The sequence below is a fragment of the Streptomyces sp. NPDC014801 genome, from assembly GCF_043082085.1.
Classification (GTDB): domain Bacteria; phylum Actinomycetota; class Actinomycetes; order Streptomycetales; family Streptomycetaceae; genus Streptomyces.
Genome location: NZ_JBIBXG010000011.1, coordinates 156,772 through 179,352, shown reverse-complemented (window position 1 = coordinate 179,352; position 22,581 = coordinate 156,772). Strand labels below are relative to the sequence as shown.

At 73.5% G+C, this 22,581-nt stretch carries 23 protein-coding genes; 13 read left to right on the top strand and 10 right to left on the bottom strand.

Annotated features, from left to right (window positions below):
* Window positions 1–17 precede the first annotated feature (17 nt).
* Both ACF1AL_RS26665 and ACF1AL_RS26660 read left to right on the top strand, forming a co-directional pair.
* On the top strand, window positions 18–1,217 hold the full coding sequence (locus ACF1AL_RS26665) for a glycoside hydrolase family 64 protein (protein WP_391778332.1): 1,200 nt from the start codon (window positions 18–20) through the stop codon (window positions 1,215–1,217).
* A gap of 97 nt (window positions 1,218–1,314) precedes the next feature.
* The gene (locus ACF1AL_RS26660; RefSeq protein WP_391827691.1) at window positions 1,315–2,343 is read left to right on the top strand and encodes an LLM class flavin-dependent oxidoreductase; all 1,029 of its coding nucleotides are present in this window, start codon (window positions 1,315–1,317) and stop codon (window positions 2,341–2,343) included.
* A gap of 2 nt (window positions 2,344–2,345) precedes the next feature.
* Here ACF1AL_RS26660 and ACF1AL_RS26655 read toward each other — a convergent pair whose 3' ends face one another.
* Together ACF1AL_RS26655 and ACF1AL_RS26650 are read right to left on the bottom strand one after the other, a co-directional pair.
* Window positions 2,346–3,320, bottom strand: a complete 975-nt coding sequence (locus ACF1AL_RS26655) for a TauD/TfdA dioxygenase family protein (protein WP_391827689.1) — start codon at window positions 3,318–3,320, stop codon at window positions 2,346–2,348.
* A 129-nt stretch (window positions 3,321–3,449) separates the two neighbouring features.
* Window positions 3,450–4,994, bottom strand: coding sequence for a glycoside hydrolase family 32 protein (locus ACF1AL_RS26650; protein WP_391827687.1), 1,545 nt, complete (start codon window positions 4,992–4,994; stop codon window positions 3,450–3,452).
* 157 nt (window positions 4,995–5,151) lie between these two features.
* On the opposite strand from ACF1AL_RS26650, the gene ACF1AL_RS26645 reads away from it, so the two are divergent.
* From ACF1AL_RS26645 to ACF1AL_RS26630, 4 genes are read left to right on the top strand one after another with little or no spacing between them, the layout of a single operon-like run.
* Window positions 5,152–6,561 (top strand): extracellular solute-binding protein, encoded by a 1,410-nt coding sequence (locus ACF1AL_RS26645; RefSeq protein WP_391827685.1) that lies wholly within the window; start codon window positions 5,152–5,154, stop codon window positions 6,559–6,561.
* On the top strand, window positions 6,558–7,511 hold the full coding sequence (locus tag ACF1AL_RS26640; RefSeq protein WP_391827683.1) for a carbohydrate ABC transporter permease: 954 nt from the start codon (window positions 6,558–6,560) through the stop codon (window positions 7,509–7,511). The genes ACF1AL_RS26645 and ACF1AL_RS26640 overlap by 4 nt, the downstream gene beginning before the upstream one ends.
* 14 nt (window positions 7,512–7,525) lie before the next feature.
* Window positions 7,526–8,380 carry a carbohydrate ABC transporter permease gene (locus tag ACF1AL_RS26635; protein WP_384203007.1) on the top strand — a complete coding sequence of 285 codons (855 nt, stop codon included), beginning with the start codon at window positions 7,526–7,528 and terminating at the stop codon, window positions 8,378–8,380.
* Window positions 8,377–9,756: a glycoside hydrolase family 32 protein gene (locus tag ACF1AL_RS26630; RefSeq protein ID WP_391827681.1), complete on the top strand. Its 1,380-nt coding sequence runs from the start codon at window positions 8,377–8,379 to the stop codon at window positions 9,754–9,756. The genes ACF1AL_RS26635 and ACF1AL_RS26630 overlap by 4 nt, the downstream gene beginning before the upstream one ends.
* A gap of 674 nt (window positions 9,757–10,430) precedes the next feature.
* Here ACF1AL_RS26630 and ACF1AL_RS26625 read toward each other — a convergent pair.
* A complete protein-coding gene (locus tag ACF1AL_RS26625) occupies window positions 10,431–11,492 on the bottom strand; it encodes a LacI family DNA-binding transcriptional regulator (protein ID WP_386914909.1) in 1,062 nt (353 codons plus the stop codon).
* Between the two features lie 96 nt (window positions 11,493–11,588).
* On the opposite strand from ACF1AL_RS26625, the gene ACF1AL_RS26620 reads away from it, so the two are divergent.
* Both ACF1AL_RS26620 and ACF1AL_RS26615 read left to right on the top strand, forming a co-directional pair.
* On the top strand, window positions 11,589–12,422 hold the full coding sequence (locus ACF1AL_RS26620; protein ID WP_391827679.1) for an aldo/keto reductase: 834 nt from the start codon (window positions 11,589–11,591) through the stop codon (window positions 12,420–12,422).
* Window positions 12,423–12,558: 136 nt separating this feature from the next.
* On the top strand, window positions 12,559–13,137 hold the full coding sequence (locus tag ACF1AL_RS26615) for a DNA polymerase ligase N-terminal domain-containing protein (RefSeq protein WP_391827677.1): 579 nt from the start codon (window positions 12,559–12,561) through the stop codon (window positions 13,135–13,137).
* Window positions 13,138–13,355: 218 nt separating this feature from the next.
* Here the strand turns inward: ACF1AL_RS26615 and ACF1AL_RS26610 are convergent, their stop codons facing one another.
* The 3 genes from ACF1AL_RS26610 to ACF1AL_RS26600 all read right to left on the bottom strand — a co-directional run bounded on the left by ACF1AL_RS26610 (window position 13,356) and on the right by ACF1AL_RS26600 (window position 14,815).
* Window positions 13,356–13,823, bottom strand: a complete 468-nt coding sequence (locus ACF1AL_RS26610) for a peroxiredoxin (protein WP_366837707.1) — start codon at window positions 13,821–13,823, stop codon at window positions 13,356–13,358.
* Window positions 13,820–14,200, bottom strand: coding sequence for a DoxX family protein (locus ACF1AL_RS26605; protein ID WP_366837706.1), 381 nt, complete (start codon window positions 14,198–14,200; stop codon window positions 13,820–13,822). Before ACF1AL_RS26605 ends, ACF1AL_RS26610 begins: the two co-directional genes overlap by 4 nt.
* Window positions 14,201–14,296: 96 nt before the next feature.
* Complete coding sequence (locus ACF1AL_RS26600) at window positions 14,297–14,815, bottom strand: MarR family transcriptional regulator (RefSeq protein ID WP_366837705.1); 519 nt, start codon at window positions 14,813–14,815, stop codon at window positions 14,297–14,299.
* A gap of 170 nt (window positions 14,816–14,985) precedes the next feature.
* On the opposite strand from ACF1AL_RS26600, the gene ACF1AL_RS26595 reads away from it, so the two are divergent.
* The 5 genes from ACF1AL_RS26595 (at window position 14,986) to hemC (ending at window position 19,575) form a co-directional block, all read left to right on the top strand.
* A complete protein-coding gene (locus tag ACF1AL_RS26595) occupies window positions 14,986–15,969 on the top strand; it encodes an ATP-dependent DNA ligase (RefSeq protein ID WP_391827675.1) in 984 nt (327 codons plus the stop codon).
* A 125-nt stretch (window positions 15,970–16,094) separates the two neighbouring features.
* On the top strand, window positions 16,095–16,859 hold the full coding sequence (locus ACF1AL_RS26590) for an NPP1 family protein (RefSeq protein ID WP_391820197.1): 765 nt from the start codon (window positions 16,095–16,097) through the stop codon (window positions 16,857–16,859).
* Between the two features lie 117 nt (window positions 16,860–16,976).
* Entirely contained in the window at window positions 16,977–17,996 is a 1,020-nt protein-coding gene (locus ACF1AL_RS26585; protein WP_391827673.1) for a questin oxidase family protein, read from the top strand.
* Window positions 17,997–18,021: 25 nt separating this feature from the next.
* Complete coding sequence (locus ACF1AL_RS26580; RefSeq protein WP_391827671.1) at window positions 18,022–18,540, top strand: hypothetical protein; 519 nt, start codon at window positions 18,022–18,024, stop codon at window positions 18,538–18,540.
* 99 nt (window positions 18,541–18,639) lie between these two features.
* On the top strand, window positions 18,640–19,575 hold the full coding sequence (gene hemC / locus ACF1AL_RS26575) for a hydroxymethylbilane synthase (protein ID WP_391827669.1): 936 nt from the start codon (window positions 18,640–18,642) through the stop codon (window positions 19,573–19,575).
* A 40-nt stretch (window positions 19,576–19,615) separates the two neighbouring features.
* Here hemC and ACF1AL_RS26570 read toward each other — a convergent pair whose 3' ends face one another.
* The 4 genes from ACF1AL_RS26570 to ACF1AL_RS26555 all read right to left on the bottom strand — a co-directional run bounded on the left by ACF1AL_RS26570 (window position 19,616) and on the right by ACF1AL_RS26555 (window position 22,468).
* Complete coding sequence (locus ACF1AL_RS26570; RefSeq protein WP_391827667.1) at window positions 19,616–20,137, bottom strand: hypothetical protein; 522 nt, start codon at window positions 20,135–20,137, stop codon at window positions 19,616–19,618.
* Window positions 20,138–20,353: 216 nt separating this feature from the next.
* Window positions 20,354–21,202, bottom strand: a complete 849-nt coding sequence (locus tag ACF1AL_RS26565) for an ABC transporter permease (RefSeq protein WP_366837697.1) — start codon at window positions 21,200–21,202, stop codon at window positions 20,354–20,356.
* A complete protein-coding gene (locus ACF1AL_RS26560; protein ID WP_391827665.1) occupies window positions 21,162–21,980 on the bottom strand; it encodes an ATP-binding cassette domain-containing protein in 819 nt (272 codons plus the stop codon). The genes ACF1AL_RS26565 and ACF1AL_RS26560 overlap by 41 nt, the downstream gene beginning before the upstream one ends.
* Window positions 21,977–22,468, bottom strand: coding sequence for a MarR family winged helix-turn-helix transcriptional regulator (locus tag ACF1AL_RS26555; protein ID WP_391827663.1), 492 nt, complete (start codon window positions 22,466–22,468; stop codon window positions 21,977–21,979). The genes ACF1AL_RS26560 and ACF1AL_RS26555 overlap by 4 nt, the downstream gene beginning before the upstream one ends.
* Between the last annotated feature and the right edge of the window lie 113 nt (window positions 22,469–22,581).

Below are 22,581 nucleotides of genomic sequence, written 5' to 3'. Positions count from 1 at the left end.
CATCACGGAGGTGCAGCGTGCTCGCACGCCTCAAGCACCGGGTCCTCGCGGCGGCCGCGGCGGCGGCCCTGATCGGTGGCGTCCTCGCCGTCGAAGCGCCGTCGACGGCGGGCGCCGCGGTGCCCGACACGATCCCCCTGACCCTCAAGAACGACTCCGGCCGCTCCGACCCCGTGTACGTCTACACGCTGGGCACCTCGCTGACGACGGGTCAGCAGGGGTGGGCCGACGCGAGCGGCACCTTCCACGCCTGGCCGGCCGGCGGCGTGCCGCCCGTGCCCGCACCGGACGCCTCGATCCCGGGGCCGGCCGCGGGGCAGTCGAAGACGATCCGCATCCCGAAGCTGTCCGGGCGGATCTACTTCTCCTACGGCCGCAAGCTCGACTTCCGGCTGGCCACCGGCGGTCTGGTGCAGCCCGCCGTGCAGAACCCGAGCGACCCGAACCGCGACACCCTGTTCAACTGGTCCGAGTACACGCTCAACGGCGACGGTCTGTGGCTCAACAGCACCCAGGTGGACATGTTCTCCGCGCCCTACGCGGTCGGGGTGCAGCGCTCCGACGGCACGACGGTGAGCACCGGCCATCTCAAGGCCGGCGGCTACCGGGCGGTGTTCGACGCGCTGCGCGCCCAGCCGGGCGGCTGGGGCGGGCTGATCCAGACCCGGTCCGACGGCACGGTGCTGCGGGCGCTCTCGCCCGGGCACGGACTGGAGACGGGGGCGCTGCCGGCGTCCGTCCTGGACGACTACATCAACCGCGTCTGGCAGAAGTACGCCGCATCCACCCTGACCGTCACCCCGTTCGCCGACCAGCCCGGAAAGAAGTTCTACGGCCGGGTCTCCGGCGGGGTCATGAACTTCACCGACGGCACGGGCGCGGTCGTCACCTCCTTCAGCAAGCCGGACGCGGACAGCGTCCTCGGCTGCCACAAGCTGCTCGACGCCCCGAACGACGCGGTGCGCGGGCCGATCTCCCGCACCCTGTGCGCCGGCTTCAACCGCTCCACGCTGCTGACCAACCCCGACCAGCCCGACACCTCCACGGCCGGCTTCTACCAGGACGCGGTCACCAACCACTACGCCCGGATCATCCACGACCGCATGGCCGACGGGAAGGCGTACGCCTTCGCCTTCGACGACGTCGGTCACCAGGAGTCCCTGGTCCACGACGGCGCCCCGCAGCAGGCCTACCTGACGCTGGACCCGCTGAACTGACCCTCCCGCACGCTGTTCACACCATCGCAACGATCGGGTCGTAGGCTCGCTTCGAGACCGTGTACGGCACCTGCGTGCCCGGACGACGGAGGTGCCCGTGCCGCCCACCCCACGCCCCCTGCGCAAGCTCGGCTTCCTGACCATCGGGCTGTTCGACGAGAGCGATCCGGCCCGTGGTCACGAGTCGACGCTGGAGCTGATCGAGCTCGGCGAGCGGCTCGGGTTCGACAGCGCGTGGCTGCGGCACCGGCACCTCCAGTTCGGCATCTCCTCCCCCGTCGCCGTGCTGGCGGCGGCCTCCCAGCGCACCCGGCGGATCGAGCTCGGCACCGCGGTGATCCCGCTGGGCTGGGAGAACCCGCTGCGGCTGGCGGAGGACCTGGCGACGGTGGACATCCTGTCCGGCGGGCGCCTCAACCCCGGCGTGAGCGTGGGCCCGCCGATGCACTACGACCACGTCAAGGACGCCCTGTACCCGGACAGCGCCGAGGCCGAGGACTTCGGTTACGGCCGGGTGGTGCGGCTGCTGGACGCGGTGCGGGGCAAGCCCGTCACGGACTTCAGCGGCACGGAGGGCTTCGAGACGTTCTCCGACCGCGTCCAGCCGCACGCCCCGGGGCTCGGCGACCGGCTCTGGTACGGCGGCGGCAGCCTGCGATCGGCGCGCTGGGCCGGCGAGCACGGCCTGAACCTGCTGACCAGCAGCGTCGTCAAGGCCGAGGACGCGGACGGGCCGTGGGACTTCGCCGCGATCCAGCAGGAGCAGATCCGCGCCTTCCGCGCCGCCCACCCGGACGGTGCCGCCGCGCGCGTCTCGCAGGGGCTGGTCGTCATCCCGACCGACTCCGCCACGCCCGGGCAGCGCGCCCGGTACGAGGCGTACGCCGCCGCGCGGCTGCCGCGCACCGAGCGGCCGCAGGGTCCCGGACGCCTGCTGTTCGCGCCCGACCTGGTGGGCCCCGCCGAGGAGATCGCCGCACGCCTCCACGCCCACGCCGGGTTCCGGGAGGTGGACGAGGTGGCGTTCGCGCTGCCGTTCACCTTCGGCCACGAGGACTACGTGCAGATCCTCACCGATGTGGCGACGCGGCTCGGCCCGGCGCTCGGGTGGCGGCCCGCCGGCTGACGTCACCAGCGGCCGGGGGCGCTTCCGGTGATCGCCTGCGACGGGCGGCCGTCGACCCCGGCCGGCACATCCCCGGCGAGCATCACCCGGTGCATGATCCGCGGGTGGCCGAGGTGGGCGTTGTCGCCGGGCGCGAGGTGGATGGTGGCCCGGTTGTCCCAGAAGGCGACGCTGCCCGGCTCCCAGCGGAAGCGCACGGTGTACTCGGGCCGTACCGCCTGCTCCAGCAGCATGTCGAGCACCGCCCGGCTCTCGGCGCGGGAGAGGCCGGTGATCTGCTCGACGTAGTAGCCGTTGACGAAGAGAATCCGCTCCCCCGTCTCCGGATGGACCCGTACCAGCGGGTGCTCGGTGGCGATCTGGTGCTCCAGCAGGTGGCGGACGTAGGCGTCGTCGCCGGGGCGCGGCTGGTAGCCGACGCCCAGCCGGTGCTCGGCGCGCAGCCCGTCCACGAACGCGCGCACCGGAGCGGACAGCCCGGCGTAGGCGGCGGCCAGGTTGGACCAGGTGGTGTCGCCACCGTAGGGCGGCACGGTCTCGGCGCGCAGGATCGTCGCCGCGGGCGGGTCGACGCGGGCGCCGTGGTCGCAGTGCCAGCCGCGCAGCAGGGTGTGGCGGCGGCGCCGCAGCCACTCGTCGTGCTCCATGCCGAACCGGCCGCCCAGCTCCAGCCGGTCGGCGGTGGTCTCGATCTCGGGCACGTCCTGCGGGGAGGCGCCGCCGCGCCTGCGCAGCAGCACCGGCTCGCCGAACCGGCGGGCGAACCGCACGTGCGCGGCGTGGTCGAGGTGCTGCTCGCGGAAGAACACCACCTTCCAGCGCAGCAGCGTCGCCCGGACGGCCGCGACCACGGCGTCGTCCAGTTCCCCGGCCAGGTCGACGCCGTGGATCTCGGCTCCGATGTACCCGGCGGCCGGCCGCACCTCGATCCCGGCCGCCCCTGCCGTCCCGTCCGTTCCCGCGCTGTCCGTGGTCATCCGCACTCCGGTGGTCGTGGCCGTACCCCTGTGCCGAAGATCGTGGCAGCGAACACGGGCGGAGGCGAGGGCGCGTCGCCGCCGCCGGCTGCGCGGCGGCGGAATCCGGCCGCCGCCGCGCCCGGCCTGTCACACGGTGAACTCGCGGATGACCGTGTTCCGGAACACCGCCGGCCCGTCGATGGTGAACAACGCCAGATGCGTGTCGATCAGGTACGGGAAGACCTCAGCGGAGTGCACGTGGCGGCCGTCGTCGACGAACATCTCCACGCTGGTGCGGTCCACGAGGATGCGCAACCGCACCGAGCGCGCCGCCGGGTCGAAGGGGCTGTGGCTCTCCTGCCAGCGGGCCGAGGCGTCCGGGTTCACGGTGGGCCGGCGGTTGAGGAAGGCGTAGTCGCCGTAGACGCCGGCGTCGATGTGCCGCACGCCGTCGGGCGAGCGGCGCAGCTGCAGGCCGGCGCCGGTCAGCCGGTCCCAGGTGATCTCGCAGCTCACCTCGTACGAGGTGCCCCGGTAGTCCAGGAGGCGGGTGCCGTCGACCGTGAGGTCGCCGAGGTTCACCGTCCGGGAGACGTAGGAGTCCAGCGCGGCGACGGGCCGTGAGGCCAGGTGGTAGCCGCCGGAGGGCTCGTGGACGAGGCGTATCTCGCGGACGACGGAGTCGGTGCCGTTGAAGCCGTCGCAGTCGATGTTGGGCGTGGTGTGCGCGTAGTCCCAGTTGTTCAGCCAGCCGAGCGCGTAGCGCGTGCGTTCGTCGAGCCTGCCGCGCGCGTCCCGCTTGTCGAAGGTGACCGCCGCGTACCAGTCCCAGCCGTGGTCCAGCCACTGCGGTTCGGCGGCATCGGGCGTGAAAGCCGTCCCGTCGAAGGCGCCCGTCCAATAGGCGTAGGTGTTGGGCAGGCCGGCGCCCTTGCCGTTGGCGCTCGCGCCCAGGACCCACTTGCGGGTGCCGTCGTCCGCGGTGATGCGGAACAGGTCGGGGCACTCCAGGACGCCGATGCCGTCGTGGGTGAAGGAGCCGGCCCGGGTCCAGGTGCGCAGGTTCGCGGAGTGGTGGATGCCGAGCTTGTCGCCCTCCGCGAGCACCATCACCCAGCGGCCGCGCTCCTCGTCCCTGATCACCTTGGGGTCGCGGAAGTCGCGCACCCCGGGGTTGGGCAGCACGGGTGCGGTGCCGTACGGGGCGAAGGCGCGGCCGCCGTCGGTGGAGTAGTACAGGAACTGTGCCTGGGAGGTCGGGCCGTCGTCCGGCGACATGGTCACCAGGACGACGACGGCGCCCTTGCCGAAGCCCGCCGTGCCGTCGGTGTCGACGACCGCCGAGCCGGACCAGACGTCGCCGTTGGGGGTGGTGTCCTTGGGCACGGCGATGCCGCGGTCGGCGAAGGAGACCAGGTCGGAGCTGGTGGCCAGGCGCCAGGCGGTGCCGACGGCGCCGGTGGTGTAGTCGGCGTTGTACAGGTAGTAGTACCGGTACTCGCCGTCGATCCAGACGGGGCGCTGCGGGTCGTTCTTCCACTGGTCGGGCACGGTGAAGTGATACCGGGCGCGGTAGCTGGCGCAGCCGGCCGCGGCCTTGGGTCTCGCCGCGGCGGGGGTGGCCGGCAGCAGCGCGGCCGTGGCTCCCGCGGCCGAGCCGGCGAACAGGGCTCTTCTGGACATGCCACGCATCGGGGATCGTTCCTCTCGTCGGAAACGGCGGCTCACGGGATGAGGACTGTAGACCTAACTCGTTAAAGGTCAAGGCGTGCGCACCTCTTGACAGGGACGTGACGGGGTTTTCATCATCGGGGCATCACCGCGTAACTAACACGAGTTAGGCCCCTCGATGACCGACCCGCACCTCCCCCGCCGCACCCTGTTGCGGTACGGCGCCTACGGCGCGGCCGCCGCGGCCGTGGCCGGTACCGCCGCGAGCTGGGACCGGCTCACCGGAGCCGACATTCCCGGCCGCGACGACGGCTCCCTCGTCGTCGCGACCCTCGGCTCCGCGTTCTCCCCCGACGGCGTGCGCACGCTGCTCGACGGCTTCCGCAAGCTGCACCCCGGCATCAAGGTCCGCATCAACGCCGTCCAGGCGGTCGACTGGTCGGACTTCTTCGCCAAGATCCTCACGCAGATCGCCGCGGGCACCGCGCCCGACCTGGTGTACGTCGCCACCGAGGGCGTGCAGCTGTTCGCGCAGCGGCTCGGGGTCGCCCTGGACCGCTGGGTGAAGCGGGACGCGGGCGAGCTGCGCGAGTACTTCGCGGACGTCCACCCGTCGCTGGTCGAGTCGATGATGTACGAGGGGAGCCTCTACCAGCTGCCGATCGAGTTCAACGCCGCCGACATGTACCTCAGCACCCAGGTGCTGCGGCGGGCCGGCGCCGACTTCCCGGACGCCGAGTGGACGCGGGACGACTTCACCGCGCTGCTGCGCCGGATGAAGCGGGCCAGCGACTCCCACTTCACGCCGTACTTCTGGACTAACCGGCTGTGGGGCGGTGTGGTGCCCTGGCTGTTCGCCAACGACACCAACCTGCTCGCGGAGTCCAAGGCGCCCGGCGGCGACTGGCTGTGGAACTCCTTCTACCCGGCAGCGCAGCGGCAAGGACGCGGCGGCGGCTTCCGCTGGACCACCCCGCAGGCCACCGGCGACCGGGTGGAGGAGGTCTACGACTACCTCGCCTCCCTGGTGCGCGACGGGCTGTGCAGCCGTCCGGAGGGCGGCAACGGCCAGAACCTCATCGGCGTGTTCTCCACGGGCCGCGTCGGCGTCACGCCCGCCGGCGGGTTCTGGGCGGGCGGCCTGCACCTGGCCGGGGTCCCGGCGGACGGCTTCGACGCGCAGTACTTCCCGCGCTGGCGCACCCACCGCATGCAGTACGGCGCGGCCGGCTACGCCATGCTGCGCACCTCCAAGCGGCAGGACGAGGCCTGGGAGTTCATCAAGTACTCCGCCCGCCGCGACACCCTGACGCAGTTGTTCAGCACCAACCAGACGACCCCGGCCCGGCGCTCGATGCTGACCGCCGACCGCTACCGCACGACCGGTCCGGCGCACTGGCAGGTCTTCTACGACACCCTCGACCGGTTCCCGGACACCGGGCCGATCCCCGCGCCGCCGCAGGTCGCCGAGGTGGAGCAGGTGCTGCTGAAGCACACCGGTACGGCGCTGTCCGCCCCGCGCGCGGTGCGCCCGGCGCTGCGCCGGATGCAGGGCGACCTGGAGAAGGCCATGGAGCGTGAGATATGACGAACACCCAGATCCCGCCCGCGCGCCAGGCGAGGCCCGCGACACCGCCCGCCCCGGCGGCCCGCCCCGGCGGACGCGAGCGCGGCACACGGCTGCTGGCCACGCTGTTCCTCGCGCCGACGATCGTCGGCATCGTGGTCTTCACGGTCGTCCCGATCGTCGGCTCGGTGGTGCTGAGCCTGTTCCACTGGAACGTGATCGACCCGCCGGGCTTCGCCGGGACCGCCAACTACAAGGAGGTCTTCAGCGACTCCACGGTGCTGGTGTCCTTCCGCAACACGCTGGTGTTCATGGTGCTGGCCGTCACGCTGCAGCTGCTGATCGCGCTGGTGCTGGCGATCGTGGTGAACGGGCGGATGCCGGTGTGGCTGCGCTCGGTGTTCCGCTCGGCCTTCTTCTTCCCGCTGGTGCTGTCGGCGGCGTCGATCTCCGTGGTGATGAAGTACCTGTTCAACCAGGACTTCGGGGTCGTGAACTGGGCGCTGGGCCTGGTCGGGATCGCCCCGGTGCCGTGGCTGACCTCGGAGCACGCAGCGATGGCGGCGGTGATCCTGGTCTACGTCTGGCAGCAGTTCGGCTTCTCGTTCCTGCTGTTCGTGGGCGGCCTGAACAACATCCCGAAGGAGGTGCACGAGGCGGCCTCCCTCGACGGGGCGACCGGACTGCGCAAGCACCTGTCGATCACGCTGCCGCTGCTGTCGCCGACGCTGCTGGTGGCGTCCGTGGTCGGCATCATCAACGCCCTCCAGGTCTTCGAGCAGCCGTACGTGCTGACGAACGGCGGGCCCGGCGACTCCACCCGCACCGTCGTGATGGTCATCTACGAGACGGCGTTCGAGCAGCTGCGCTTCGGCGAGGCGTCCGCGGTGGGCGTGCTGCTGTTCGTGCTGATCATGGCGGTGACCGCCCTCCAGTTCCGGCTCAGCCGGCGATTCGTCCACTACCAGTGAGCCCGGTGAGCGACATGAGCCAAGCCCTCCCCACCCTCGGCCGCGCCCGGCAGTCCCTGGCGCCCTGGGCGCGCATCGCCGGCCTCGCGGTGTGCGCGCTGCTGACCCTCGGCCCGGTCATCTGGACCGTCTCCACCTCGCTGCGCACTCCCGCCGAGTCCTTCGACCTGCCGCCCCGGATCATCCCGGCGCACCCCACGGCCGAGGCCTACCGCGGGGTGTTCGACCAGATCGATGTGTGGCTGCTCGCGCTGAACTCCACCCTGGTGACCGCGCTGGTCGCGGTCGGTCAGATGATCACCGCCGGCCTGGCGGGATACGCCTTCGCACGGCTGGAGTTCCGCTTCAAGAAGCCGCTGTTCGGTCTGGTCCTGGCGACGATGATGGTGCCGTTGCAGGTGACGATCGTGCCGGTGTTCCTGGTGCTGAAGTCGATGGGTCTGACCGACACCCTGCTCGGGCTGATCGTGCCGGCGTTCCCGACCGCGTTCGGCACGTTCCTGATGCGTCAGTACTTCCTCGGCATGCCCAAGGACCTCGGCGAGGCCGCCATGCTCGACGGCGCGGGACCGTGGCGGATCTTCCGGTCCGTGTACGCGCCGCTGGCCGCGCCCGGGCTCGCGATCGTCGGCGTCCTCGCCTTCAACTATCACTGGAACGAGTTCTTCCGGCCGCTGATCCTGGAGACCTCCAACCAGAACTACACGCTGCCGCTGGGCCTGGTCTCCCTCCAGGGCAACCTCGGCACCGGTTCGATCTCCGTCGTCCTCGCCGGAGTCGTGCTGTCCATGCTCCCCGCCGTCGCCGTCTTCCTCGTCGGCCAGCGCCCTCTCCGTGAGGGCATCACCTCCGCAGGAGTCAACCGTTGAGCCTCGCCCACGCCCCGCGCTTCCGGGTCCGTCCGCCCGCCCACTGGGTCAACGACCCCAACGGACCCTTCCTTTGGCGCGGCCGGTACCACCTGTTCTACCAGCACAACCCCGAGGCGCCGGTGCACGGTGACATCCACTGGGGGCACTCCTCCAGCGCCGACCTCGCCCACTGGACCCCGCACCCCGTGGCGCTCACGCCGGTCCCCGGCGGCCCCGACGAGGCGGGCTGCTGGTCGGGGTGCGTGGTCGACGACGGCGGGGTGCCGACCGCCGTGTACACCGGCATCGACCGCCACCACACCGGCCTGGGCAGCATCTGCCTCGCGCGCGCCGCCGACCCGGACGATGCGACGCTCACCGAGTGGAAGACACTCGCCGAGCCCGTGGTGGCCGGGCCGCCGGAGGATCTGGACGTGGTGATGTTCCGCGATCCGTTCGTCTTCCGGCACGCCGGTCGCCGCTGGGCGCTGGTCGGCGCGGGCCACGCGGACGGTACGCCGTCGGTCCTGCTGTACGACTGTGACGACCTGTCGGCGTGGCGGTTCGCCGGGGTGCTGCTGGACGGCAACGACCCGGTGGCCGCGGACGCGTTCGGGGACAAGGCGGTGGGCTGGGAGTGCCCGCAGCTGGCCCTGATGCCGGACGGGCGGGCCGTGCTCGTCGTGTCGCTGTGGGACGGCGACCCGTGCACCACCGGTTACCTGACGGGCCGTCTGGTTCCGTCGGAGGAACGCGGGTTGGCGTTCGCAGCCGTCGCCGGCGACCGTCTCGACCACGGCCGGGACTTCTACGCGCCCGCGGTGCTGCAGGAGGCGGACCGTGCCCTGATGTGGGGCTGGTCGTGGGAGGCGCGGGAGCCGGCCGAGGTGGAGCGCGCGGGCTGGGCCGGGGTGCTCAGCGCGCCGCGCGTCGTCGGCCTGGCCGAGGACGGCTCGTTGCGCGTCTCACCCGCCCCGGAGCTGGCGCTGCTGCGGGCTCCGCAGCCGTTCGTGACCGCCGCGGACCGCGTGCCGCTGCCGGAGGCGTACGACCTCGAGGTCACGGTGAGCACGCCGGTCACCGTGTCGCTGCTGCGCTCGGCGGCCGGTGAGGAGCTGAAGGTCCTCCTGGACCCGGACGCGGGGACGGTCACCCTGGACCGCTCGGCCTGGCCGCGGGTGGGCCGGGAGGGCTCCGCGCCGCTCGTGCTGCGCACCCCGGGCCGCGCGCTGCGTCTGCTGGTCGACGGCTCCCTGCTGGAGCTGTTCGCCGACGACCGGGTCATGGCCACCGAGCGGGTCTACCGCCGGGACGGCGACGTGCCCGAGCTGACGGTCACGGGCGAGGGCGCGACGGTCACCGGCTGGGAGCTGGTGCCGCCGGCGCGGAGCTGACCACCGGGCCCACGAGTCCGCCGCACGCCACCGGCGCGCACGACCCACGGTCGCGCCCGGCACGGTGCGGCGGACTCGTCCGTTCAAGGCGCCTGCCTGGACTCGACCGTCCAGGGCGCCGCCTCACGTTCGGGGACGGGGCCCGCCTCACGGCCGGAGACGGGGCCCGCCTCTCGGCGGGGCACGGGGTGGAGCGACACCGGCCGCGGCACCCGGGCACACGTCCCGGGAACGCCGGTCTCACGCCCCGGGCACAGGGGCCACCGACCCCGGCCCCACCGCGCCGGCACAGGCTCGGGGACGCGACCCACCCCACCGGTTACACCCCGTCGGCGGACGCCCGTCTCACGGCTCGCGCGCGGGTTTGCACCCGCACCGGCACCGGCACCGGCCTGGGGTTCAGGCCCGGCGACGCCGTCTCGCTGTGCTGGTCCGGGCTCCACCCGCACACGGCTCGGGCCCAGGCGCGCCGACGCCGCCTCACCGCGTGGGCGCAGGGTCCCCGTCGCCCAGCTCATCGCCCAGGCATACGTCTTCTCTCCGTCACCGCCTCGGACGCCGGCCCACCGTCCCGCCCGGGCCCAGGCCCGGCGACGCCCGCCTCACGGCCCGGACGGATGCCGCCGGCGGGGAGGCCCTCACCGGCCGGACAGGTCCCGCCGACCGGCAGGCACTCACCGCCCGGGTGCCGGTCCCACCGAGTCGCGGCTGACTGCCGGGCAGGCGATGCGGCGTACCGTCGCCGGTGGGGTCCGGCCGGTGTCGATCGCGTCGAGCAGGATGCGGGCCGCGGTCTCGCCCATCGCGCGGTGCGGGAGGGCGATGCTGGTCAGGGCGGGGGTGAGGAAGGCCGCCATGTGCTCCTGGTCGTCGTAGCCGACCACCGACAGCTCTCCCGGGACGTCGATCCCGAGCCGGGTCGCGGCGTGCAGCACGCCGGCCGCGACGCGGTCGTTGTAGGCGAAGATCCCGGTGGGGCGGCGGTCGGCCGGGACCCCGTCGAGCACGCGCATGGCGCCCTCGTACCCGCCGGCGATCTCGCCGCCGGTGCGCACCACCCACTCCTTCGGCACCGTGACGCCCTCGGCGCGCAGGGTGTCGCGGAAGCCGCGCAGGCGCTCGACGGAGGCGATGTCGTCGAGGCCGCCGATGTGCGCGAGGCGCCGGTGCCCCTGGTCCAGCAGCACCTGGGCAGCGGTGCGGCCGCCGGCCCGCTCGGCGGGGATGACGGCCGGCAGGGAGTCGTCCTCGGGCAGGCAGTTGGCCAGCACGGAGTGGGTGCGGTGCAGGCCCTCGGGGACGCGGACCCGGCGCAGCGACATCGCCGCGTAGATGATGCCGTCCACACGCCGGTCGAGGAGTTCGGCGACGGCCGCGTCCTCCTTGGCCGGGTCGCCCCCGGAGTCGACGGTGAGCACCAGGTGCTCCTTGCCCCACGCGACCTCCATGGCGCCGCGCAGCAGCCGTCCCGCGAAGGGCGAGGAGGCGATCTCGTCGGTGACCAGCCCGATCACGGCCGTACGGCGGCGCCGCAGCCCGCGGGCGACCGGGTCGGGCCGGTAGCCGAGCTGGGCGGCGGCCTGCCGGATGCGTTCCTGGGTGGCGGGCGAGAGGTTGCCTTCGGCCCGCCCGTTGAAGACGAAGGAGACCGCGGTGTGCGACACGCCGGCCAGCCGCGCCACGTCCCGTGACGTGGGGCGCGTGCCCGTGGTGCGCTTCTCCTCGGTGCCGCCCATGCCGTCCGCTGCCCTCATCCCCACCCGGTCCGGTTGATCACTGCTCACCCTATCCGTGACGCTGGAGGGACGACACAGCCGAGGGAAGGTCCGACCGTGAGCGACATCCCGACGTACACCCTCAACGACGGCATGGTGATCCCGGCCCTCGGGCTCGGCACCTGGCCGATGGACGACGCGCTGGCCGAGCAGGCCGTGCGCGGCGCGCTCGGCATGGGCTACCGCCTGGTGGACACCGCCGCGAACTACGGCAACGAGACCGGCGTGGGCCGAGGCCTCGCGGGCAGCGGCGTGCCGCGCGAGGAGGTGGTGGTGACGACCAAGCTGCCGGGCCGGCACCACGGCTACGAGGAGACCCTCGCCTCCTTCGAGGAGTCCCGTCGGCGCCTCGGCGTGGAGTACGTGGACCTGTACCTGATCCACTGGCCCAACCCCCGGGTGGACAAGTACGTCGACTCCTGGCGCGCGATGATCAAGCTGCGGGATGACGGGCTGGTCCGCTCGATCGGCGTCTCGAACTTCACGCCGGAGCACATCAGGCGGCTGGAGAAGGAGACCGGGGTGCTGCCGAGCGTGAACCAGATCGAGCTGCACCCGCTGTTCCCGCAGCCGGAGCTGCGCCGCTTCCACGCGGACCGGGGCATCGTCACCGAGAGCTGGAGCCCGCTCGGCCGGGGCAGTCATCTGCTGGACGACCCGCGGATCGCGGACCTCGCCCGCAAGTACGGCGTCTCGCCCGGCCAGGTGGTGCTGCGCTGGCACGTCCAGCTGGGCGCGCTGCCCGTCCCGAAGTCGGCCGACCACGAGCGGCAGCGGGACAACCTGGACGTCTTCGGCTTCGAGCTGGACGCCGAGGAGATGGCCGCCGTCGGGCACCACTCCAGTCCGCGCCGGCTGGGCGGGGACCCGGAGGTCCACGAGGAGTTCTGACCCGGCCCGCGGGGTACCCGTGTCGACCGTCGGAGACCGGAGACCGCATGACGGGGACCGGAGACCGGCAGCGTGGACCGGGAGAGGGAAGCCGACGGTCGGCGTTCGGCGGGCGGCGGTCGGAAGGAGGGAACCCGTGGAGCGGTTGCGGGAGTACCACGCCAAGCGGGACTTCGCCCGTACCTCGGAGCCTCGGGGGCGCGCGGCCGCCGAGGGCGCCGAGCCCCGGTTCGTCGTGCAGATCCACGACGCGCGCCGCATGCACTTCGACTTCCGGCTGCAGGTCGGCGACGTGCTGAAGTCCTGGTCGGTGCCGAAGGGGCCGTCCGGCGATCCGCACGACAAACGGCTGGCCGTGCCCACCGAGGACCATCCGCTGGAGTACGAGGACTTCGAGGGCGTGATCCCGACGGGCGAGTACGGCGGCGGCACGGTGATCGTCTGGGACGCCGGGACCTATGAGCCGCTGAGCCACGACCGCCGCGGGCGCCCCGTCGACTTCGCCGAGTCGCTGGAGCGCGGGCACGCCACCTTCCGGCTCAAGGGCAGCAAGCTGCGCGGCGAGTACGCGCTCACCCGGTTCCGGGACGGCGACTGGCTGCTGGTCAGGGCCGGCCGCGGGGCGCGTGGCCGGGCCACACCCGACCCGCACCGGGCCCGCTCGGTGCGGACGGGCCGCACACTGGCCCAGGTCGCCGCGGACGCCGGCAAGTAGGCCCAGGGGTCGTCGGGTACTCGCGGACGCCGCCGAGTAGGCCCAGGGGTCGTCGGGCAGGCCCGGGGCCGTCGGGTGGGCTCGGGGGCCCGCCGCGTAAGTCGGGGCGCCCGCCGCGTAAGCCCGGGCGCCCGCCGCGATGGCCCCGGAGGGTCGCCGACGAGCCCGGGAGCCCACCAGGCGAGCCCTGGGGCCGCCGCGGCGAGCCCGGATCCCGTTCAGCCCCGGTGCGCCCGCAGCGCCGCCAGTGCGCGGTCGGCGTGCGTGTTCATGCGCAGTTCGCTGCGGACGACCTCCAGGACCGTGCGGTCCTCGGCGATGACGAAGGTGACCCGCTTGGTGGGGGCGAGCGAGAAGCCGCGCTTGACGCCGAACCGCTCGCGCACGCTGCCGTCGGTGTCGGACAGCAGCGGCATGTCCAGGGTGTGCCGGGCCGCGAACTCCTGCTGGCGGTCCACGCCGTCGCCGCTGATGCCGACCGCGCGGGCGCCCACGGCGGCGAACTCGGCGGCCAGGTCACGGAAGTGGCAGGCCTCGGCGGTGCAGCCGGGGGTGAGTGCGGCCGGGTAGAAGAAGAGCACGACCGGTCCGTCGGCGAGGAGTTCGGTGAGCCGGCGGGGGGTGCCCGTCTCGTCGGGCAGGGTGAAGTCCTCGACTCGGTCGCCGGGGGCGGGCGCGCCGCTCATGGCCGCACCTCCGCGGCGCGGGCGATGCCGCGCGCCCACAGCACCAGGGGTACCTGCAGGGGCAGCCGGGCGAGGGCGGCGGTCTTCTGCGGGGTGGGGCGGTGGCGCCAGTCGGCGGCCATCTTCACGTTGGCCGGGAAGACGCCGACGAAGAACGCGGCCGAGGCGAGCGCGGCGGCCTTGCGGGTGCGCGGGAGGGCGAGGCCCGCGGCGAGGGCGAGTTCGGCGGCGCCGCTGGCGTACGTCCAGGTCCGCGGCCGGCCGGGCAGGGCGCGCGGGATGGTCGCGTCGAAGGGGCGGGGGGCGGCGAAGTGGGCGACGCCCGCCGTGGCCAGCAGACCGGCGAGCAGCAGGGGTGAGCGTTGGGACCGGGGCACGGTTCCTCCAGGGGTGACCGGGGGCCAGGCGCGCGATATTACTGGAGAGTAGGAGCGCGTGGGGAGGCCGGTCCGCCCCGAGGCGTGCGGACCCGGTCAGGCGCCGGGCGCCTGCCCCTCCGCCTCGGACTCGACCGCGGCGGCGCGGGCGAGGAAGTCGTCGACCATGCGGTGGAAGAGGGTGGCGAGCTGCCGCAGGTCCTCGGTCGACCAGTCGGCCAGCGCGAGCTGCATGCCGCGCGCGCCGGCGTCCCGGATGGCGTCGACCGCCTGCCGGCCGGTGTCGGTGAGCCGGATGCGCTGGGCGCGGCCGTCGTCGGGGTCGGGGACCCGGGTGACGTAGCCGGACTTCTGCAGTTGCTGCACGGTGCGCGTGACGTGCGAGGCCTCGACGCCGAGCCGGTTGGCCAGCTCGCCGGAGCGCAGCGGCTCGGAGTCGGCGATCTGGCGCAGGAGCGCCACCGCGGCCCGGTCCAGCGGGACGCCCGCCAGGGCCATCAGCCGCTCGTGCTGCCGGGCCCGGGTGCTGAGATAGGTGATGCGGTTCAGGGCCCGCTCGATCTCGGCGACTTCCGGGGAGGCAGCGGGGGCGGCGGGGAGCGGTGACGTTGCCATGACGCCACTTTACCATATCGTTGCGTAACTCAAGTAATTCCCGTTGCCCGGCCGCGGGCTGCCCCCTCCCCCGCCCGCGTCTCGCCCGCTCCCCCGCGCGCCGGTCCGTTCAGGGGAAACCGGCGGGCCGCGGGCGTGACCCGCCGCCGCTCTGTTCACCTCTTTAGGACGTGACCCTGCCGCTGATCGCTCCCATGCTCGCCACACCCGGCACGCTGCCACCCGCCTCCCAGGACGCGCGCTGGGCCTACGAGACCAAGCAGGACGGACAGCGGGTCGTGGTCTATCTCGCCGGGGACGGCAGCGTGGTGCTGCGGGCCCGCTCCGGCGAGGTGATCACCGGCGCCTACCCGGAACTGCACGCCCTGGGTGAGGCACTCGGCACCACCCCGGCCGTGCTGGACGGGGAGGTGCTGGCCCTGGACGCGCGGGGACGGGCCGACTTCCAGCTGCTGCAGTCGCGCATGGGGCTCGCCCACGCCCCGGCCCGCGCCGCGCGCAAGGCCGTCGAGCAGCCCGTGCATCTGGTGCTGTTCGACCTGCTGCACCTCGCGGGCCGGTCGCTGCTCCCCCTGTCGTACGAGCGGCGGCGCGCCGAACTGGAGGGGCTCGGCCTGCAGGGGCCGTTCTGGTCGACGCCGGCGGCGCTCGTCGGGCACGGCGCCGAGGCGCTGGCCGCGACCCGCGAGCACGGCCTGGAGGGGCTGGTGCGCAAGCGGCTGGACTCGGTGTACGAGCCGGGGGTGCGCTCCCGCGCCTGGATCAAGATCCGCAACATGCACGGCGTGGACGTGATCGTCGGCGGCTGGCTCCCGGGGAAGGGGCGGCTCACGGGGTTGCCGGGGGCGGTACTGGTCGGCCAGCGGGACGCGTCCGGCGTGCTGCGGTACGTCGGCGGGGTGGGCACCGGATGGAGCGCACAGGAGCGCGCCCATCTGGCGTCGCTCCTGGCCGAGTTGGCGACGCCCGCCTGCCCGTTCACGCCGGACCCGCGGGTGGCGGGCGCCCGGTGGGTGCTCCCCCGGCTCGTCGGCGAGGTGCGCTACAGCACGCGGACCCGGGCGGGGATGCTGCGCCAGCCGTCCTGGCTGCGGCTGCGGCAGGACCTCACCCCGGAGGAGTCGGCGGCCGACCTTCCTGACGCTGCCTCATGATCCGTTGTTTGGCCGGTACTTCACCGGCGCGACACCTCCTGCCTCTTGGCGCGAACATGTAAATCGCGGGATTCTGAACGCCCCCCACAGCCACCCGGCTGCGCCCGCGCCCCGAGGAGGACGCAGTGACGTTCAGGACACACGGCAGGAGATGGCTCACCGGACTCGGCGCCGCGCTCGCGCTCGTCGTCGCGTTCCCGACCGCCGCCTTCGCCGTCCCGCAGGCCCTGCCGGCCTCCGCCGACAGCCTGGAGAGCACCTACCAGCCCGCCTACGACTACGACACCGACGGCTGCTACCCCACGCCCGCGATCGGCCCCGACGGCACCGTCAACAGCGGCCTCAAGCCGACCGGCGCCCTCAACGGCAACTGCCACGACGCCTCCGACCTCACCAACACCAACGGGTACTCGCGCGCCAAGTGCAACAACGGCTGGTGCGCCGTCCTGTACGGCCTGTACTTCGAGAAGGACCAGGCCCTGCCCGGCAGCAGCATCGGCGGGCACCGGCACGACTGGGAGCACGTGGCGGTGTGGGTTCAGGACGGCCAGGTGAGGTACGTCTCCACGTCCAACCACGGCTCGTTCACCGTGCACCCGGCCTCCGAGGTGCGCTTCGACGGCACCCACCCGAAGGTCGTCTATCACAAGGACGGCATCGGCACGCACTGCTTCCGGCTGGCGAGCGCGGGCGACGAACCGCCGGAGAACCACCAGCACACCTGGCAGTACCCGCCGCTCGTCGGCTGGAACGGCTACCCGCCGGGCATCCGCGAGAAGCTGAGCGCCTACGACTTCGGCAGCGCCCACTTCGGCCTGAAGGACGACAGCTTCGCCTCCCACCTGGCCGCGGCGAAACCGGCCGGCATCCCCTTCGACCCGAACGCCTGACGCCCGCGGAGACCCGGGAAGGCCGCACGGCCCGGAAGGCCTAGGACCCCCGTCGTGGGCCGGGTTCGGGCCGTGGGCCGATCCGGGCGCGCGGAGGTGCGGCGTAGCGTCCGCGGCATGACCGCGAACGACACCACCGGACGCCTCGACGAAGCGCTCGCACGCCTGCACACCACCGGTCCGGAGCGGCTGGGCCGGCTCACCAACCACGCGCCGATGGTGGTCGAGGCGCTGGCGGCGCGCGGCCGGGCCGGGGCCGTGCACCGCTGGCTGGACCTCTACCGCCCCAAGCTGGAGGACTTCCCCAGGCGGGTGGCCCCCGTGACGGACGGCAACTGGCGCGAGGCGCTGGGCGATCCGCGCCGGGCCGCCGACTGGATCGACCACTTCTCCCGCGCGCTGGCCGAGCGCCCCTGGCGCGCCGTCCTCGCCGAGTGGTGGCCGCGCCTGCTGCCCGGTCTGTACGGCGGCTCCACGCACCCCGTGATCCGGCTCGGCCACGCCGTGCGCGCCCTCGGCCAGGAGGAGAACGAGCCCCGGCTGACCGAACTCGCCCACGCCCTGGGCTACTGGGCCGCCCGCCACCACCCCGTCGAGGGCATCGTCACGCTGCCCGGCGCGGACAGCGCGGCGGCCGCCCTCGACGCCGTGCCGCCGGCCGAAGGCGCCCAGGGCGGCTTCCCCACGCGGCTGGCGGCCGTACGACGGCTGCCCGGCTGGGCCGGGGACGTGTCCGACCCCGACACGGCCCGGGCCCGGCTGACCGAGCTGGTGCGGGCCGCCACGCACCGCTACGCCACCCATGGCCACGGCGAGGAGACGATGCTCGTGCACGCGGCCACCGCCCCCAACGCGGTGCTGCGCACGCTGGACGCGCTGCCGCGCGCGATGTGGGTGCCCAGCCTGCGCGTGGCGTGGACGGCCTCCGCGGCGGTCACCGCGATGTACGCCCCCGCGGAGGCGGTCCCCTGGCGGTCACCGGGGTCCGTCACGGCCGAGGACGTGGTGGAGCGCGCCCTCGCACACGGCGACGAGCACGTGATCAAGCTGACGGACACGGCCCTGGACGTCGGGGACGAGCAGGCCCTGGCCGCCGCGCTGCGCGCCGTCGAACTCAGCGAACCCCTGGCCCGCTGACGGCCCGTGACCCATGATGACCGGCATGGACCATCACGACGCCGTGCCCGCCGCCGTCCCGGCGCAGGCCCTCCTCGCCCTCGCCGACGGCCACCACGCCCGGACGGTCCGGCCGTTCGGCGCGCACCGGGCGGCCGGTCACCTCGTGAAGGCGTACGCGATCGAGGCGCCCGGCCGCACGGTCACCGCACGGGACGCCGGGGAGGCGCTGCGGATCGCCGAGCACCACCTGGGGCTGGGCCCTGCGCGGGGCTCGCTCGGGCTCGCGGTGCTGCTGGTGCACGCGGGCGGCGACGGGGACTACGTCCTGGTCCACACCTGGATCGAGGGGCACATGGCGGACCTCGCGGTCTTCACCGGCCCGGCCGGCGAGCCTGACCTGCTGCGGCCGGGGCGGGCGGGACTCGCCCCCTGCGTGTGGGAGGCCGCCGTCCTCGCTCACGAGCGGGAGGCGTTCTCCCGTCATGTCCTCGACGGCACCGGACCGCTCGCCGGCCGCCTCGCGGCGTGGACGGCCGACACCGTCGAGGGGTCCGTGCGATGACCACCGGCCGCGGGCCGGTGAGTCGCGTCCCGGCGGAGTGAAGCCGCGGGAGCCCGGCCGTGGCACGCGGGACGGTGCCGAGGGTCTATCGTGGCCCGCATGTCCGTTCCGGAACTGATCCGTATCGTCTCCCGCGACTCACCGATGGCCCTCGCCCAAGTGGAGCGGGTCCGCGCCGAGTTGGCCGCCCTGCATCCGGGTGTGCGCACCAAGGTGGTCCCGGTGAAGACCACCGGTGACAAGTGGCTCGGGGATCTCTCCCAGGTCGAGGGCAAGGGAGCCTTCACCAAGGAGGTCGACGCGGCGCTGCTCGCCGGGGAGGCGGACCTCGCGGTGCACTGCGTCAAGGACGTGCCCGCCGACCGGCCGCTGCCGGCCGGGACGGTCTTCGCCGCGTTCCTGAAGCGGGACGACATCCGGGACGCGCTGGTGCACCCGGGCGGGCTCACCCTGGATGAGCTGCCGGCCGGTACCCGCATCGGCACGTCGTCGGTGCGCCGGATCGCCCAACTGGCGGCCACGCACCCGCATCTGACGTGCGTGCCCTTCCGGGGCAACGCCAACCGGCGGCTGGAGAAGCTGGCGGCCGGGGAGGCGGACGCGCTGCTGCTGGCCGTGTCGGGCCTGGAGCGCATCGGGCGCCCGGACGTCATCAGCGAGGTGCTCTCCCCCGAGGTGATGATGCCGCCGATCGGTGCGGGCATCCTCGCCCTGCAGTGCCGGGAGGACGACACCGCCCTGATCGACGCCGTCAGCGGGCTCGGTGATCCGGCCACGCACCGCGAGGCCACGGCGGAGCGGATGTTCCTGCACGTGCTGCAGGGGCACTGCAACAGCCCGATCGCCGGTTTCGCCCGCGTGGACCGCGGCGGCGAACTCTCGCTGCGAGCCTGTGTCTTCACCCCGGACGGCAAGACCCGGCTGAACGCCCACGAGTGGGCCGGCCGGCTGGACCCGGCGACGCTGGGCACGTCGGTGGCGGTGGCGCTGCTGCGGCAGGGCGCCCGGGAGATCATCGACGGCATCGCGCACTGAGCGCACGCCGTCGCGCGTCACCGGGCGGGCGGCCGCCGCGTCAGGCGGTGCCCTCCTCGGCCTGGTCGCGCAGGAAGGCGCTGACCTGGTGGGCCAGGCAGTCGCGGCCCGCGCCGGCCGGGACGTGGGAGGGCTGGGCCTGAACGCCCAGGCCGCCGGTCCACATCCGGCGCTCCGCCCACTCCTCGTCGACCCGCAGCTGGACCTGGACGTCCACGTGGCGCAGGGCGTCCTCGGGTCCGGCCGCGTAGAGCACGGCGGTGACGCGGCGCAGCGGGTAGACGTCGAAGCCCTCGACGAACTGCGAGTTGCGCCAGTCGATGAAGGCGCCCTCGCCGTCCGGCCCGATGCGCACGTCGACCTGGCCGTCCTCGAGGTGGATGCCGAAGCGCTCCGGGCCGCGGTTCTCGACGGTGACCCGCAGCGCGAAGTACGTCAGCCCCTCGGCCGCGTCGTCCCGTCCGCGCGGCGGCTCCGCCTGCTCCAGACGGTGGACGCGGACGCGCAGACCGGCATGCTCCTCGTACTCGTGCCAGTCCCCGACCACGTGCGGCTCGTACACAGTCCACCTCTCGACTTCTGAGAGCTGCTGTCTATCCAGGCGGTCAGTCCACTGTCAAATGCGCGTCAGGCGCTGTGGCCAGCGGATTCGGCCCGGATGATCGGTGATCAAGCCGTGCGCAGGGACAATCGGTTTCCGGTCGTTCGGCCGGTTTTCGGGGGCGTGCCGCACATCACGTCCGCGACCATGATCAGCGATCTTGACGATGCGTCATGATCAGCGGGCCAGCCGGCCCAGCAGCGAGGAGGCGGCGGCGATGCCGAGCGCGGCGGCCACGAGGAGCACGCCGAAGTCCGCCGCGAGGTGCGCGGGGGTGCCGAGCAGCAGGCCGCGCAGGGCGTCCACCTGGTAGCTGAGCGGGTTGGCCTTGCTGACGGCCTGCAGCCAGCCGGGCATCACGGAGACCGGGTAGAGCGCGTTGGAGCCGAAGAACAGCGGCATGGTGATCGCTTGGCCGAAGCCCATCAGCCGGTCGCGGCTGAGCACGATGCCCGCGATGGTCATGGACAGGCAGGAGAAGAAGGCCGAGCCGAGCACCACGGCCGCCGCGACGGCGAGCAGCTTCAGCGGGTTCCAGGTCAGCGCGACGCCGAGCACCGCCGCGATGACGAGGACGACGACCGCCTGCACAAGTGCCTTGACCCCGGCGGCGAATGCCTTGCCGGTGATGAGCGCGGCGCGCGGAGTGGGCGTCACCAGCAGCTTGTTGAGGACTCCGGCGTCGCGCTCCCAGATGATCTGGATGCCGTAGAAGATGGCGATGAACATCGCGGACTGGGCGATGATCCCGGGCGCCAGGTAGTCGACGTAGGGGATGCCGCCGGTGGGGATGGCCCGGATGCGGGTGAAGGTCTGACCGAAGATCAGCAGCCAGAGGGCGGGCTGCACGGCCCGGGTGTACAGCTCGGTGCGGTCGTGGCGCAGCTTCTGCAGCTCGACGGCGCACATCGCGAACACCCGCGCCGGCAGCAGCCGCCAGGCCGCCCTCGGCTCCGGTGGCCGCAGCAGCAGGCCGAGCGCGGGGTCAGCCGACGCGGCGGGCGGTGCGGCGGGTGCTTCGGACATCGCGGAAGTCTCCTGAGGTGTCGTCGAGGCCGCTGCCGGCGACATCGCGGAAGACGTCCTCCAGCGTGGCCGGCGTCGTCGTGCCGCGCCGCTCGGCGAGCCGCCGCCGCAGCTCGGCGGGGGTGCCCAGGGCGCGGACGCGGCCGCGGTGCATGAGCGCGACCCGGTCGCAGTACTGGTCGGCCTCGTCCATGTAGTGCGTGGTCACCAGGACCGTCATGCCGGTGGCGGCGCGCACGGCGTCGATGTGTTCCCACACGCCGGTGCGCGCGATGGGGTCCAGGCCGATGGTCGGTTCGTCGAGGATCAGCAGGCGGGGCGCGCTGACCAGGGCCTGGGCGAGTTCGAGGCGGCGGACCATGCCGCCGGAGTAGGTGCCGGCGAGCCGGTCGGCGGCGTCGGCGAGGCCGACGGCGGCCAGTGCCTGCCCCACCCGGGCGGCGCGTTCGCGGCGCGGCACGTCGAAGACGCGGGCGAACAGGGCGACGTTCTCCCGTCCGGTCAGGCTCGCGTCGGCGGACAGCTGCTGCGGGACGTAGCCGAGCAGCCGCCGTACGGCCATGCGGTCGCGGGCGGCGTCGTGCCCGAAGACGCGGACCGTGCCGGGCGGGACGGGGAGCAGGGTGGTCAGACAGCGGATCGCGGTGGTCTTGCCGGCGCCGTTCGGGCCGAGCAGGCCGAAGACCTCGCCCTGCCGGACGGTCAGGTCGAGCCCGTCGACCGCCCGGGTGGCGCCGAACGAGTGGACGAGCCCCGCGCACGTCACGGCATCGGTCATCGCGCCTCGGCCTCCTCGCGCAGGCTCTCGGCCAGGAGCCGCAGCGCCGGCACGGCGTACCGCAGCGCCTCGCGGTCCGACTCGGCTAGGCCGGCGAGGTGCCGGCCGAGCAGCTCGGTCCGGCGCTCGCGCCAGTCGCGCAGCCTTCCGGCGGCGGCGTCGGTCGCCAGCAGACGGGCGGCGCGCCGGTCGGCGGGGTCGGTCTCGCGCACCAGGTAGCCGTCCCGGACGAGGTGGTTGACCAGGGTGGAGACGGAATTGCCCGCCAGGCTCAACTCCTTGGCCGCCTCGGAGATCCCGATGCCGGGCCGGGCCTCGACCAGCCGCAGCAGCTCGACCTCCGCGCCGCGCAGCCGCGGGGCGGTCAGCCCGGCGCGCAGCCGGCGCCGGGTCAGCCGGTGCACGCCGACCAGGGTGTCGGCCAGCTCTTCCGCGAAGGAGTCCCGGGAGGCGGGGTCCGCGGCGGTCAGGGCGTCCTCGGTGTTCACACCGCCGAGATTAGCTCTGTGTCAGAGGTATGTGAGCCAAGGGAGGGTCAAGGCCGGCTCTCTCACGCAGCGCGCCCTGCCGGTCGCGTTCCGTCACGACTCCCGCGAGACGG

What these genes read in the sequence shown, in the direction of transcription:
- ACF1AL_RS26655 (WP_391827689.1), bottom strand. Translation starts at nt 3,320, where the DNA reads ATGACCACGGACAGCGCGGGAACGGACGGGACGGCAGGGGCGGCCGGG.
- ACF1AL_RS26650 (WP_391827687.1), bottom strand. Translation starts at nt 4,994, where the DNA reads ATGCGTGGCATGTCCAGAAGAGCCCTGTTCGCCGGCTCGGCCGCGGGA.
- ACF1AL_RS26645 (WP_391827685.1), top strand. Translation starts at nt 5,152, where the DNA reads ATGACCGACCCGCACCTCCCCCGCCGCACCCTGTTGCGGTACGGCGCC.
- ACF1AL_RS26640 (WP_391827683.1), top strand. Translation starts at nt 6,558, where the DNA reads ATGACGAACACCCAGATCCCGCCCGCGCGCCAGGCGAGGCCCGCGACA.
- ACF1AL_RS26635 (WP_384203007.1), top strand. Translation starts at nt 7,526, where the DNA reads ATGAGCCAAGCCCTCCCCACCCTCGGCCGCGCCCGGCAGTCCCTGGCG.
- ACF1AL_RS26625 (WP_386914909.1), bottom strand. Translation starts at nt 11,492, where the DNA reads ATGGGCGGCACCGAGGAGAAGCGCACCACGGGCACGCGCCCCACGTCA.
- ACF1AL_RS26610 (WP_366837707.1), bottom strand. Translation starts at nt 13,823, where the DNA reads ATGAGCGGCGCGCCCGCCCCCGGCGACCGAGTCGAGGACTTCACCCTG.
- ACF1AL_RS26600 (WP_366837705.1), bottom strand. Translation starts at nt 14,815, where the DNA reads ATGGCAACGTCACCGCTCCCCGCCGCCCCCGCTGCCTCCCCGGAAGTC.
- ACF1AL_RS26585 (WP_391827673.1), top strand. Translation starts at nt 16,977, where the DNA reads ATGACCGCGAACGACACCACCGGACGCCTCGACGAAGCGCTCGCACGC.
- ACF1AL_RS26580 (WP_391827671.1), top strand. Translation starts at nt 18,022, where the DNA reads ATGGACCATCACGACGCCGTGCCCGCCGCCGTCCCGGCGCAGGCCCTC.
- hemC (WP_391827669.1), top strand. Translation starts at nt 18,640, where the DNA reads ATGTCCGTTCCGGAACTGATCCGTATCGTCTCCCGCGACTCACCGATG.
- ACF1AL_RS26565 (WP_366837697.1), bottom strand. Translation starts at nt 21,202, where the DNA reads ATGTCCGAAGCACCCGCCGCACCGCCCGCCGCGTCGGCTGACCCCGCG.
- ACF1AL_RS26560 (WP_391827665.1), bottom strand. Translation starts at nt 21,980, where the DNA reads ATGACCGATGCCGTGACGTGCGCGGGGCTCGTCCACTCGTTCGGCGCC.